The organism is Bacillus weihaiensis (assembly GCF_001889165.1).
GTDB lineage: Bacteria > Bacillota > Bacilli > Bacillales > Bacillaceae > Metabacillus > Metabacillus weihaiensis.
In genome coordinates this window covers 1,584,764-1,598,701 of sequence record NZ_CP016020.1, presented here as the reverse complement: position 1 = coordinate 1,598,701, position 13,938 = coordinate 1,584,764, and the positions used below count along the sequence as shown (strand labels likewise).

The following is a 13,938-nucleotide window of genomic DNA, read 5'->3' as shown; positions in this document are numbered from 1 at the left end:
TTGTTGCAGTCTCTGAATCAAGCATTTATTTATTTTTTAAAGAAAGTCGTTTGTTTTCCTTTAAATTTGAGAGCTACCTTCACTTCAATGAACTTATACAGTTACTTTTAGAGTGCTAGCCTAATAGGTAGTGGTTGTCATTTAGAGGGCTATAATCACTGAACAAGAAATTTTAAGTTATTATCTAGTCTAATAGATAGATGATTTAATTTCATACATGCCTATTTTAAAGAAACACAGATCTACAGAATTTAGATACCTTTTACATTTTGGCTATTTATTAAGTGACCGGTCTGGTTGAATTCCGTTCAATCATTCTAGTAGCCAATGAATAAATCATAGTAGCATGTTTGTGCTATACAGGTCATGTGGATGATGATTTTTTTCATCACTACAGAGAAGAAAGGAATCAATCTATGAAATTAATTCAGATCAGATAGATAGAATTTTTTTATATATCCATTTGCCTATTTTTAATATTCTGGATTTTCAGATTATAATTGAATGAATATGATAAATAAGATAAAACAAGAAGGGTACTCAGTTCCCCTTCTTAGACGTAAAAATACATTGTTAGTAACATAGACCTAATTACTACATCAAAACCTTTATATAAAGTCCTTTAAAATCTCAATGATTTCGGCATTTTCTTTTTCGGTACCAACAGTAATCCTTAAGCTAGTAGGAAATCCTAGTGCTCGACCAGATCGAACGATATATCCTTTTTCCAACAAAGCATTAAATACTTCGTCTGAATCACGTTGGAAATCTATTAGAACAAAGTTTCCTTCAGATGGATAAAAATGTAGGCCCTTTTCCGAACAGAAATGGTAATATTGTTGCAAACCTTTTTTGTTCTTTTCTCTACATTCAGCCACAAATTCTTGATCATTTAGTGCTCCAATGGCTGCTACTTGAGCTAATCTACTCGTGTTAAAAGGCTCTCTTGCTGGTTCTATCTTTCGAATTAACTCTGCATTTGCAATGCCATATCCGATTCTTAAAGACGCTAATCCATATGCTTTTGAGAAAGTACGTAAAATCATTAAATTAGGAAATTCTTCTATTAAGCCGACTGTCTGAGGGTAATCCTCTGCAACAACATATTCATAATAGGCTTCATCAACTACAACTAGAACTTCTTTAGGAACCTTACTTAAGAACTCTAGAAGCGTATCCTTTTTCACATATGTACCAGTTGGATTATTTGGGGTACAAACCCAAACGACTGTTGTCTTACCGTCAATTTGTTGTAACATCGCCTCTAGATTATGATCTCCATCAACTAAAGGCACTTCCCGAATTTCAGCCCCCTCGATAATTGCATTATGCTTATACTGAGGGAAGGTTGGTGTAGCCATAACAGTATTCTTGCTACTATCTAATAACGCACGACAAATAATTTGTACAACTTCATCTGATCCGTTTCCAAAGATCAACTCTTCTTCTTGAACTCCAAGGTGTTTAGCTACGTTCGTACGTAACGCTGCACTATATCCATCTGGATATATCGCTAGTAAGTTTAGTTCATCTTGAATGGCTTGCTTCGCCTCTGCAGAGCACCCATAAGGATTTTCATTTGATGCTAATTTTACAACTTTAGATAAGTTATATTCTTTTTTAACCTCTTCAATCGGTTTACCCGGTTGGTAAGGTTTTAGGTTTAATAATTGCTTTTTTACATCCAACTTTATACACCTCTCCTATTTCCTGGTCAGGTCATTTCTACTAATAATATGATATGTATTGTTTTATCTTAATCTTTTTAAAACCATCCTGCAATATTCTTCTTTTTATCATCATTTCTTTTAGGGAGTTTTTGATAATCTGTTGCGATCTTCTTAAGAAGAATGCTCGTAGTAATAGATAGTGTTGGAAGAGAACGAAGGAATATTGTGAATTCTTCTTCCCCATTGGCAACACTCGAATAATAGACAAAGTACCGTCCACCATTCAAGTGCTTATATACCCATAAGGAGGGGAAAGAAGATCTATCTTCTAAGTAGATGCTAAAGCTCGCTTTTAAAAGAAAAGATACTAATTATCTACTTTCTTCTCCACTTAAATAACAAACAACTTAGCGAACTCTTCGAATTTTGCTACTGCATTCTCACGTCGATCATCGTTTATAAGGGAGGTACCTAGTTGTTCGATTTCTCTTACCAATGCACTTCCCACAACTACTCCATCACAAAATGGTGAAAGCTGTTCAACTTGCTCTCTTGATGAGATTCCAAAGCCAACAACTACGGGGACTTTACTATATTTTTGAACTTCAGTTAAGAATTGCTCAATAGTGTGGTCAAAGGTTTTCCTTTCTCCAGTCACTCCTAGCGATGATACACAATAAATAAATCCTTCTGCTTGATCAGCAATCATTTGAATTCTTTTTGAAGAAGTTGGTGCAATTAGCGAAATAAATGATATAGAATGTTCCTTACACTTCCTTCTTAACTCTTCACTTTCTTCAAATGGAATATCAGGGATAAGTATAGCTTCTATTGTGTTTTCCTGCAGTAAAGCGAAAAAGTATTCTTGCTCTAATTGTAACACAGGATTAAAATACGTAAATAATATAATGGGAATTTCAAGACCTTTTTTTCTCATTTCAGGGACAAGTTTTATTGCTCTAATAATATTCATCCCATCTTTTAACGCACGGCTAGAAGCCCTTTGGATAACTGGTCCATCTGCTACTGGGTCTGAATATGGAATGCCTAACTCTATTGCATCTGCTCCAGCAGCTTGTAGAGAAAGTGCTAGATCTATTGTTGCATGAGGGCTAGGGTCACCCGCTGTAATAAAAGGGATAAAAAGTTTACTCTGTTTCTGGGGCTCAAATAGTGCCTTCATTCATTTTCCCCTCCTCATAATAAGACATTAATGTATGAACATCCTTATCTCCACGGCCTGATAAACATACTAGAATCGTTTCTGACTTATTCATCTGCTTTGCATGTTCAAACGCCGATGAAAGGGCATGAGCAGATTCAATTGCAGCTAAAATCCCTTCCTTTTTTGCTAATAATTCCAAAGCATCTAAAGCTTGCTTATCTGTAACACTTTCATATATCACTCGGCCTGTTGTTGCTAAATGCGCATGTTCTGGACCAATACCTGGATAATCTAGACCAGCAGAAATGGAATATGGTTCTGTAACTTGTCCGTATTCATCTTGGAGAAGATAGGTTAATGAACCGTGAAGAACTCCTCTTGTCCCCTTTGTTATTGTAGCCGCGTGATGATTTGTTTCAACACCTTTACCAGCCGCTTCAACTGCGATTAGCTCAACATCATCCTGTAAAAACGCTGCAAACATTCCAATTGCGTTACTTCCACCACCCACACAAGCGATTACTTTTGTTGGTAACGAACCTTCAATCTCTGTAAATTGTTCTTTAGCTTCATCACCTATCACACGTTGAAACTCTCTCACAATATACGGATAAGGATGAGGACCTACCACAGATCCAATAATGTAGAAATGATCTTCACAGTGCTGGACCCAGTACCTCATCGCTTCGTTCGTAGCATCCTTCAAAGTCTTATTACCGCTGGTGACGGGTATGACCTCAGCTCCTAGTAATTGCATACGGAATACATTTAGTTGTTGACGCTTGACATCTTCTTCACCCATAAACACCTTACATTCCATACCAAATTTCGCTGCAACTGTCGCTGTAGCTACCCCATGCTGACCAGCACCTGTTTCAGCGATCACCTTTGTTTTTCCCATGCGTTTTGCTAAAAGAACTTGGCCAATCGCATTATTAATTTTATGGGCACCTGTGTGATTTAGATCCTCACGCTTTAAGTAAATTTTAGCGCCGCCTAATTCTTCAGTTAAATGATCAGAGTACGTAATGGTTGTAGGCCTTCCAGAGTATTCTTTAAGTAATCGGTGGTATTCCGCTAAAAAGGAAGCATCCTGCATTGCCTCGTTATGCGCTAATTCAATTTCTGCTAATGGACTCATTAATGTTTCCGGAACAAATCGTCCACCAAATTCTCCATATCTTCCTCTTTTATCAGGATAACTTGACATGTTGTAACACCCTTTCTTCAAGCTCTTCAATTTTATGAGCAGCTTTCTGTTCGTTTTCTTCAATACCACTTGATAAATCAATGCCATCCGGCTTTAAATCTATTAATCTTAAAATATTATCTTTATTAACGCCACCAGCAATAAAACAAGCTTTTTGATGACTAGTAGAAAACTCTATATAAGCAGGTACAGCGTTCCAATCAAACGATTTACCTGTACCTCCCCACTCATTTTTTGTCCTAGAATCAATTACGTATCCATCTACTATCTCTTTATAGACATCCATCTCATTTAAAGTTTGACTGTGATGATGAAGAGCTTTCCAAACCTCCGTGCTATATAAAGCTTTTACTTTCTTAATAAAATCTACTGATTCATTTCCATGAAATTGAATTACATCAAAGTGAACTTCTTTAAAAGCTTCCTTTATTTCATCCAAGCTTGGATTAACAAAGACCGCTACTAATTTTTTATTAGACATTTTAACTTGTTCAAGCCATTTTCGTACATCTAAAGGTGAAACTTTTCGTTTACTTTCTGCAAAGATAAATCCGACATACTGATTTAATGAGTGTGATACAAGCTTTAAGTCACATTCATTTCTAATTCCGCAATACTTTAACTTTGGTAGAACCATGCTTACCGTTCTCCATAGAGTTCACTGATTGCAAGAGTATGATTTTCTTTTCTCATAAGCGATTCCCCTACTAATATGGCCTTTGCTCCGTATCGTTGAACTGTTTTTAAGTCCTCATTTGTATGGATGCCACTCTCACCCACCAGAAGAGTATCAGGTGAAATGATGGAAGCCATCTTTTCTAGTTGGTGTAAATTTGTTTCGAATGTTTTTAAATTACGGTTGTTTACCCCTAGTATTCTAGGAGTAATAACTGAGAGAACCTTCTCAAGTGTATCTTGATCATGAACCTCTACTAAAACATCTAAACCTACTTCCATTGCATGTTGATAAAGCTCTTTCAAGTGAGATGGCTCCAAAGCCTCTCCTATTAACAGAATAGCATCAGCACCAATTCGTGTTGATTCTTCTATCTGAATGGAATCAATAATAAAATCCTTTCTTAATACAGGTAGATCCACGTGTTGTTTTATTTCATATAAATAATCGCGATGCCCTTGAAAAAATGAAACATCCGTTAATACAGACAAACAATCTGCCATACCTTTTTCATATGCACGAGCAATTTCAACCGGGTGAAAGTTCTCCTTAATTATTCCCTTTGATGGTGAGGCTTTCTTCACTTCAGCAATTAGACCAACCACTCTGTTTGGAGTCGTCAACGCATGAAGAAAAGATCTTTTGTCTACTGGTCTCAGTTCCGGTAATACCAGGCTTTTAAGTTCCTCTTTTTTTCTTTGGATAATAGTATCAAGCATAATTTTCCTCCCGCTGATAGCTTCTTAAGTCTTTTAATTGTTGAAGAGCCTTACCATTTTGGATTGTTTCCTTAGCAAGTAAGACCCCCATTTCTATTGTTTGAACATAATTAGCTACATAAAGTGCTGCTCCTGCATTTATGGCAACGATGTTTTCTGCACTTTCAGGGCCTTTCCCATTAAAAATCTCTTCAATTAATTTAGCACTTTCCTCTGCGTTTTTCACAAGTAACCCTTCTTGATTGCTAGTAAAAAGTCCAACATCTTTAGGATGAAGAATATATCGTGAAATCTCCCCATTTTTTAGTTCTACTATATCTGTTTCTGTCGATATCGAGATTTCATCCAATCCATCCTTTCCCGTAACAAGTAAAACATGTTCGGAACCCAAACGTTTTAAAGCCTCTGCCATTTTTTCAGCATAATCTGTTGAAAAAACACCAATAACTTGTCTTTTTGCATTAGCAGGATTTGATAATGGACCTAAAAGGTTGAATACCGTCCTAAATCCAATCTCTTTTCTTGGATTCACAGCATGTTTCATTGAAGAATGGAACATAGGTGCGAATAAAAAACTCATATTTTGTTCGTTTAAGCTTTTTATTGCTTCTTCTTGTGATATCTGAATAGATAATCCTAGCTTTTCAAGAACATCTGCGCTTCCACTACTAGAGGAAACCGCACGATTCCCATGTTTTGCTACTTTTACACCTAAAGAAGATGTGACAATAGCAGCTGCTGTTGAAATATTAAAAGTAGAAGCTCCATCACCACCTGTACCACAGGTATCTACAACACTATGAGGATACTCAATTGATACCATATGTTTCTTCATAGATCTTGCAAAGCCAACTAATTCATCAACTGTTTCTCCTCTAAGTCTCATAATGGAAACAAGGCTAGCAATTTGACTTGGAGTAGCGTGACCACTCATTATCTCATTCATTACTTGCTCAGCCTGCCCTTCAGATAATGTATTTCCTTCAATACAATGTGCTAGCAGTTGTTTCATTATGAATATCCTCCTTAGAAAATACTTTTTCAGCTAATTGAATTGCCTTTAACATAGCACTCGCTTTATTACATGTTTCCTTCCATTCTAATTCTGGTACGCTATCAACAACGATACCTGCCCCCGCTTGGACATATGCCGTATTGTTTTTCACTGTAATTGTTCGAATTGTAATACAAGAATCTATATTCCCATCAAAGCCGACATAAGCTACACAACCAGCATAGCTTCCTCTTGCAGTCGGTTCTAATTCCTGAATAATTTGCATGGCTCTTATTTTTGGAGCACCTGATACCGTTCCTGCTGGGAATGAGGACAATAACGCATCCATTGGGTGGATGTCATCTCTTAAACTGGCTGTTACTTTTGAGATAAGATGCATTACATGGGAGAATCGTCCAACTTCCATTAAAGTAGGTGTCTGAACTGAACCATACTCTGCAACTCTTCCTAAATCATTTCTAGCAAGGTCCACAAGCATGTAATGCTCAGCTTTTTCCTTTTCATCATTTAGTAATTCCTTTTCAAAGAAAAGGTCTTCTTCTGTTGTCTTACCTCTTCTTCTAGTTCCTGCTATAGGATGGATTTCTAAATGTTTATTTTGAATATATACTAACCTCTCAGGTGAACTTCCTACTAATTCAGTGTCATTTATACGGATATAAAATAAGTATGGGGAAGGGTTAACGATTCTTAATATTCTATAAAGGGAAAACCCGTCTGTAGAAATAGGAATTTCAAATCTTTGGGATAATACACCTTGAAAAATATCACCTGCTCGTATATATTCCTTCACTTTCTCAACATCAGAGAGGAATTTCTCCTTCTTATAATTGGATTTTATCCCGCTAAAATCTACACCTGTAAAATCGGAACTATTTAATGGTAGCTGCTCTGGCTTCCCTTCTTGTTTAAGCATACTTACATACTTATTTAATTTAGCTTCAGCTAATTCGTATGTGGCTTTCAATTGAGCTTCTTGCTCGTTCCCCTTCACTCTTGCGTAATGAATAAAATACAGCTGTTTATCCTGATGATCGAAGGCAATGACTGTTTCACAAACAAAGAACATACAATTTTGTTGATTTAAATCATCTCTAGAATGTTTCTCTACCTTCTCAAAAAGTGACACTGAATCATAGCCAATGTAGCCAACAGCACCACCTACAAAGGGGATATCAAGGTCAGGAAGTTTAATCTGCAGCCTAGATTGTAAATCTTTAAATGTACTTGTTATTGAATTTGATTTTGATACTGTTTTTCTTTGTTCATTTAGAATCGCAAATTCACCATGACTTTCTTCAATAAATAAGAAAGGATTTAATCCTATAAATGAATAACGAGACCATGACGATTCAGCGTCCTTACTTTCTAATAAATAAACGGCTTCATCTTTAAATAATTGAAATAATTGAATGGGCGTTAATGTGTCAACAATATAATTTTTCACAATGGGGATTGTTCGATAATGTTTACTTTCTTCACAGAAAGTTGAAAAAGAAGAAAAATTCAATATAGCTCACTCCTCCAAAATTTTTGGAGAATGAGATTTAGGAGGATATATGGATTTGAAGATTTGCACATATTTATTTAAGCAATTCTCATTTCATATGGAGAAGGTACTATCGCGGTATTCTTAACAAGTGATTTCTCAACCTAGTTGCATAAGAGAGAGTCATCTCTCCCCGTTCCTAGTAGTACCCACCACTCATTGACCATATTTAATGTTGCTCTTAATAAAATAAAACCCAAAAACACCGTATGTTTTTGGGTAGACTTGTGCCGTTCATAAAAGTTCCTCAGCTAAACTAACTCATTCTCTGCTACCCTATACTCTTATCTTATCTCATCTACTAACTTTCTAATCTTCTACTTAATCCTAATACAATTAACTAAATAATGTCAAGAATAGAAATCTTACATTATTTTGTGGATAAATCTGGTCTAAGTACAATTGCGTCTCGCAAATAGATATGTTGTATATCTTTTTGATCTACACCCGTCTCAACTGTCATCATAATTCTAATACATTTTTCCAGACTCCCCGGAACAGGAATTTCCTTCATACACATTACTGGAACAAACGTCCAGCCACTCATATCTCTTAATGCTTTTGCAGGAAAAGTAGCGGTTAAATCTTCTGTAACTGTCATGATTACTTGCGCTACATTTTCTGGTTCGATCTTATTTTTCTCAACCATTTGCTGCAAAAGTTCTCCAGTAGCATCAATGATCTCATTCACATCATTATCAAAAGCTGTAATGGCTCCTCTAATTCCCCTAATCAAACAATCTCCTCCTCTTCCATTTCTCTCCATTGTTCAAGTAATGTAAGGAGTTCTTCCTTAGTAAATACTTTAGACGTTGTTACTCCAATTTTTTCTAGTAAGATCATTTTGATCTGATTTGATCTTGTCTTCTTGTCTGACAACATTTTATTCAATAAATCCTCTGAAGAGAACGATGTTGGAATTCTGGTTGGAAATCCAATTTGGTTAAACCATTTTACAATTTCATCGTAATTTAAATGATGATGATAGGTCTTTTGACTTAACCAAACTGCAAATGTCATTCCGATCGCCACACAATCACCATGTGAAATTTTCCCATAGCCTGCTTGTGATTCTATAGCATGCCCTAATGTGTGCCCAAAATTTAAAATTTCCCGTAGCCCCAATTCCTTTTCATCTTTAGAAACAACATCAGCTTTAATTTTAATTCCTTCAAGAATCATATCACTCAATCGTTCTGAAGTAAGGTCGGATAAATCTTTAATAGTTGAGTTCAAAAAATGATAAAAGGTTTCATTTCGTATTAATGAGTGCTTAATGACTTCTGCAAAGCCTGAACGCAGTTCATCCTTCGGTAAGCTTTTCAAAAATGAGCTATCATATAGTACAGCTTTCGGTTGATAAAAAGCACCAATCATATTTTTACCCTCTGGATGATTAATGGCTACTTTTCCTCCTACAGCACTATCATGGGCTAATAGTGTTGTTGGGACTTGTATATATGGTATACCTCTCATGAATGTAGCAGCAACAAATCCTGCTAAATCGCCCACAACTCCTCCACCGAAAGCAATAATGACAGAGTTTCGATCTAGTTTCTCTTTTAAAGCGTAGGTTTGTATGTTATAAAAAACCGGGAAAGATTTTGAAGCCTCACCGTTCTCAATTACATACTTACATGTCGACCAATTCTTTTTCAAGAGGTCTAAGAGCTTATCACCGTAAAGCTGATCTACACGGTCGTCCGTAACAAGTAACACCTTTGAAGGCTCTAAAGTCGCCAAAATCGTTGTAAGTTCGTGGAGAATATTCTCACCGACGATAATGGGATATATAGAATCAGTTGTTTTTACTTGAACTGATTGCATTAAAATCCCCTCGAATATTCTCTCATTTTATTCACATTCTCTTTTATTAAATCCATTCGATCAAGTCCAAACTGTTCAACAATCGCATTAGCAATTTCCCAAGCTACAACAGATTCAGCAACAACACTGGCTGCTGGAACCGCACAGCTATCTGAGCGTTCAATACTTGCACTAAAAGGCTCCTTACTATCAATATCTACACTTTGTAAAGGTTTGTATAATGTAGGGATTGGTTTCATCACACCTCTTACAATAACGGGCATCCCAGTAGTCATGCCCCCCTCAAATCCTCCTAGACGATTTGTACGACGTGTATAGCCATCATCCTCTGACCATTGAATTTCATCATGTACTTGACTACCAAACTTACGTGCAGCTTCAAATCCGATGCCAAATTCAACGCCCTTAAACGCATTAATACTTACAATTGCACCGGCAATTTTACTATCAAGCTTTCGATCGTAATGTACATAGCTTCCAATACCAGCTGGCAACCCTTCCACTACAACCTCAACTATACCTCCGATTGAGTCACCATTGGCCTTTGCTTGATCAATAGCGTCCATCATTTTTTGTTCTGTTTCTTTGTCGTAACATCTAACTGGTGATTCCTCTGTTACGTTCAAAAGATCCTCTATATCTTTATAGTTTGTATTTTCAGCTCTAATACCGCCAATCTCTAGGACATGTCCAACTACTTTTATACCAAGCTCTGCTAAAATTTGTTTAGCTAATGACCCTACTGCCACTCGAACAGTTGTTTCCCGTGCAGAAGAACGCTCTAATACATTTCTCATATCACGATGCCCATATTTAATAGCTCCAACTAAGTCAGCATGTCCTGGGCGCGGTCTGGATATTTGTCGTTTAACTTCTTGTTCTTCTTCATTAGAAATCGGTTCAACACCCATAATTTTAGTCCAATGCTTCCAGTCATTATTCTCTACAACTAATGAGATTGGTGAACCTAATGCTTTCCCATGACGAACGCCACCTAATAACTGAACCTGATCCTTTTCAATTTGCATTCTTCTACCGCGACCATGTCCTTTTTGTCTTCTGGCTAAATCCTTATTAATCATCTCTGCCGTTATATTTAAGCCTGACGGTACACCTTCAACTATAGCTGTTAATTGAGGTCCATGTGATTCTCCAGCAGTTAAATACCTCATTTCACTCTCTCCCTTCAACGCACTAACGCTTTTAAGTAAGAATAATATATCATAAGTTGTATAAAAAAAATAGAATTATTTCAACTTTATAAAACAATACGAGTTTTTTTCGGTTTTTCTACCCTTTTCCTTACCCTTTATCGCTCTTTAGTTTTGTACTATAAAAACGTAAAGCAAAACAATGCAAAAATAACTTCATTCCTCCTTGAGGGAGACTTGTACTCACCTGCTCTCAGAATGAAGGAGTCTTGTTTTTAAAAGTGGTATCTTGAACACCATACAAGATGGTAAATCAAAATCTTTTTTAACTTGTTCTTCTAAACGGATTATGTGGATTTTTGATAAAAGAATGTATCAACTGATGTAAAATTATAGCGATCAGCGTTAAAGATTTGTTCAGTGCTGCCAACAAAAAAAATCCCACCATTTTTTAATGATTGACTAAATTTATGGTATAAATTTTCTTTAGCTTCTTCGGTAAAATAAATGAGTACATTTCTACAGACAATTAGATCGAATCCATTATCAAATGTGTCTGATAACAAATTTTGTTTTTTAAATGTTACAGCATTTTTAATTTCAGGAATCACTTTGTATGTGGACCCTTCTTTTTCAAAATACTTTTTCTTTATATTCTCTGGAACTTCATTCAGTGATCTCTCAGGATAAACACCAAGTTTCGCTCTTGCCAACACATTATCATCAATATCAGTCGCAAACACCTTAACTTTAGAAAGGGGAACCAAGTTTGATAATATCATGGCTAACGTATAGGGTTCTTCTCCAGTTGAACATGCCGCACTCCATACCTTTAATTGATTTGTTTTCTTTAGCATATTAGGAAGAATTTTCTCTTCAAGTACTTCCCATCTTTTATAATTTCTATAAAATTCAGAGACATTAATTGTCATCCTATCTAAAAATTCATAGTAAATTTCTTTTTCTTTATTCATCCCAAGGTAAAAATCACTGAAGCTTGAAAAGCCTCTTTTCTCATAAAGAGAAGTTAGTCTTCTCTTCATTTGAGCCTCTTTATAGAGGGAGAGATCAATGCCCGTTTTCACTTTAATGTTTTTAATAAATTGTTCATAATCTTGATCAATCATTCCCAACTCTCCTAATGCTCGTAAATTAGAGGAAACATCTTCTTATGTTCCCGAATATGTAATAGTATAGCTTATATTTGTGGGAATTTGCGAAATTTTTAAAGAAAGGTATCTCGTAATTTTGTTATTCTTCCATACTGCAGCCAACTACTATCCATGAGAACGAAAAAAAGCTAGCTTCCGCTAGCTTTTACGTCATATCTTAATAAGTCCATTCGTTAATTAGTTTAGAATACTCTACAAGTTCGTTCTGATTAAAAAATAATGAAATTTCTCTTTCTGCACTTTCAGGAGAATCAGAACCATGAATAATATTCTTATCCACAACCATGCAATAATCTCCTCGGATTGTGCCAGGATCTGCATCTTTCGGATTCGTTTTCCCCATCATTTTTCTAGATAGCTCTACAACATTTTCACCTTGCCAAACCATAGCAAAAACTGGACCAGATGTAATAAATTTTACTAAAGAATCATAAAATGGCTTACCTTCATGTTCTCCGTAATGCGTTTCAGCTAGTTCAGTTGGAATTGTCATTAATTTGGCACCTACAAGTTGTAAGCCCTTACTTTCAAATCTAGAAATAATTTCCCCGATAAGTTGACGCTGTACACCATCAGGTTTAACCATTAAAAATGTTTTTTCCATAATAAATTCTCCACCCCTAGAAAATTATGTATAGGCTTTCATACCCCAAGAAAATAATACCATGTCGTTATTATGATTGCAATGTAAGGGGTGAAGATTTATGGATAAAATTTAAAATTTTCTTTTTCCAATATACTTAGCAATGCTATAAAGAGTCGATCTTGCCTTATTTTTAGGAAGAGTCTCTAAAATATCAAAAGCCTTTTGAAGATACATGTCACTTACCCTTGCTGATTTATCAATCACATCTGAGTTTTGGATAACATCTAAAATAGGCTTCATTTCCTCTTGTTTAGTATGAATGGAAATGCTCTCTAATCTACTTTTAAATCCTGGTATTTCACGAGCATATAATACAGGTAACGTAATATTCCCTTGTAAAAGGTCTCCTCCTACAGGCTTGCCAAGCTCTTTTTCTGTTGCGGTAAAATCTAAAATATCATCTGTTATCTGAAAGGACATTCCTACATAATAGCCAAACCAATAGAGCTTTCTATGTATTTCTTCAGGTGCACCAGCTGAAAGAGCTCCCAATTGGCAACTTACAGCTATTAATAGAGCTGTTTTCCTCTTAATACGTTTTAGGTATGTACGAAACGACTGGTCCACATCATACTTATCTTTAATTTGTTCAATCTCTCCTAAACAAACTTCAACAATAGCATTTGACAAAATCTTGTGCGCTAGTGGGTCTTTAACGTTTGTCATTACTTCTAGTGACCGAGCAAGCAGGTAATCCCCAGTATACATCGCGATTCTATTATCCCACTTTGATTTCACAGTGGGCTTACCTCGGCGCAATTGGGCATCATCAATAACATCATCATGTACTAGAGAAGCCATATGTATTGTCTCTAGTGCGACTGCGACATGTTTAACCTTGTGTATGTCAAAGTCCCCAAACATCGATGATAGAAGTACAAAAGCAGGACGAATACGTTTTCCACCGGCTTGTAAAAGCTCAAGGTTCGCCTCTTTTATCAAAGGGTATTCAGAAACTGCTGTTTTCTCAAGTTCCTGTTCAATAATGGAAAGTTCATTATTTAAAAAAGAAAATAATGCTTTAAATTTCATATTATTCACCTTACTACTTCTTTTTGTGGCCTTACAAATGGGCTAGATTATTTATCATTCGTAGCTGTTAAAATGTCTTCTATGTCCTTGAAGTTCAGAGCCTGTA

14 protein-coding genes are annotated in these 13,938 nt (G+C 35.9%); all 14 read right to left on the bottom strand.

Annotation, left to right across the window (positions count from 1 at the left end):
* Positions 1–608: 608 nt before the first annotated feature.
* Positions 609–1,688 (bottom strand): histidinol-phosphate transaminase, encoded by a 1,080-nt coding sequence (hisC, locus tag A9C19_RS07690; RefSeq protein WP_072579399.1) that lies wholly within the window; start codon positions 1,686–1,688, stop codon positions 609–611.
* A gap of 77 nt (positions 1,689–1,765) precedes the next feature.
* Positions 1,766–1,957 carry a hypothetical protein gene (locus tag A9C19_RS07685; RefSeq protein ID WP_072579398.1) on the bottom strand — a complete coding sequence of 64 codons (192 nt, stop codon included), beginning with the start codon at positions 1,955–1,957 and terminating at the stop codon, positions 1,766–1,768.
* Positions 1,958–2,061: 104 nt separating this feature from the next.
* On the bottom strand, positions 2,062–2,853 hold the full coding sequence (trpA, locus tag A9C19_RS07680; RefSeq protein WP_072579397.1) for a tryptophan synthase subunit alpha: 792 nt from the start codon (positions 2,851–2,853) through the stop codon (positions 2,062–2,064).
* Positions 2,837–4,045 carry a tryptophan synthase subunit beta gene (gene trpB, locus A9C19_RS07675; protein WP_072579396.1) on the bottom strand — a complete coding sequence of 403 codons (1,209 nt, stop codon included), beginning with the start codon at positions 4,043–4,045 and terminating at the stop codon, positions 2,837–2,839. Before trpB ends, trpA begins: the two co-directional genes overlap by 17 nt.
* Positions 4,029–4,682 (bottom strand): phosphoribosylanthranilate isomerase, encoded by a 654-nt coding sequence (locus A9C19_RS07670; RefSeq protein WP_072579395.1) that lies wholly within the window; start codon positions 4,680–4,682, stop codon positions 4,029–4,031. The genes trpB and A9C19_RS07670 overlap by 17 nt, the downstream gene beginning before the upstream one ends.
* Before the next feature lie 2 nt (positions 4,683–4,684).
* Entirely contained in the window at positions 4,685–5,440 is a 756-nt protein-coding gene (gene trpC / locus A9C19_RS07665) for an indole-3-glycerol phosphate synthase TrpC (RefSeq protein ID WP_072579394.1), read from the bottom strand.
* Positions 5,433–6,455: an anthranilate phosphoribosyltransferase gene (gene trpD, locus A9C19_RS07660; RefSeq protein WP_072579393.1), complete on the bottom strand. Its 1,023-nt coding sequence runs from the start codon at positions 6,453–6,455 to the stop codon at positions 5,433–5,435. The genes trpC and trpD overlap by 8 nt, the downstream gene beginning before the upstream one ends.
* The gene (trpE, locus tag A9C19_RS07655) at positions 6,424–7,968 is read right to left on the bottom strand and encodes an anthranilate synthase component I (protein ID WP_072579392.1); all 1,545 of its coding nucleotides are present in this window, start codon (positions 7,966–7,968) and stop codon (positions 6,424–6,426) included. Before trpE ends, trpD begins: the two co-directional genes overlap by 32 nt.
* 406 nt (positions 7,969–8,374) lie before the next feature.
* Positions 8,375–8,740, bottom strand: a complete 366-nt coding sequence (aroH, locus tag A9C19_RS07650) for a chorismate mutase (protein WP_072579391.1) — start codon at positions 8,738–8,740, stop codon at positions 8,375–8,377.
* Complete coding sequence (aroB, locus tag A9C19_RS07645; RefSeq protein ID WP_072579390.1) at positions 8,737–9,831, bottom strand: 3-dehydroquinate synthase; 1,095 nt, start codon at positions 9,829–9,831, stop codon at positions 8,737–8,739. The genes aroH and aroB overlap by 4 nt, the downstream gene beginning before the upstream one ends.
* Positions 9,831–11,003 (bottom strand): chorismate synthase, encoded by a 1,173-nt coding sequence (aroC, locus tag A9C19_RS07640; protein ID WP_072579389.1) that lies wholly within the window; start codon positions 11,001–11,003, stop codon positions 9,831–9,833. Before aroC ends, aroB begins: the two co-directional genes overlap by 1 nt.
* 326 nt (positions 11,004–11,329) lie before the next feature.
* Positions 11,330–12,109, bottom strand: coding sequence for a CheR family methyltransferase (locus tag A9C19_RS07635; protein WP_072579388.1), 780 nt, complete (start codon positions 12,107–12,109; stop codon positions 11,330–11,332).
* A 202-nt stretch (positions 12,110–12,311) separates the two neighbouring features.
* A complete protein-coding gene (ndk, locus tag A9C19_RS07630; RefSeq protein ID WP_072579387.1) occupies positions 12,312–12,758 on the bottom strand; it encodes a nucleoside-diphosphate kinase in 447 nt (148 codons plus the stop codon).
* Between the two features lie 111 nt (positions 12,759–12,869).
* Entirely contained in the window at positions 12,870–13,832 is a 963-nt protein-coding gene (gene hepT / locus A9C19_RS07625) for a heptaprenyl diphosphate synthase component II (protein WP_072579386.1), read from the bottom strand.
* Between the last annotated feature and the right edge of the window lie 106 nt (positions 13,833–13,938).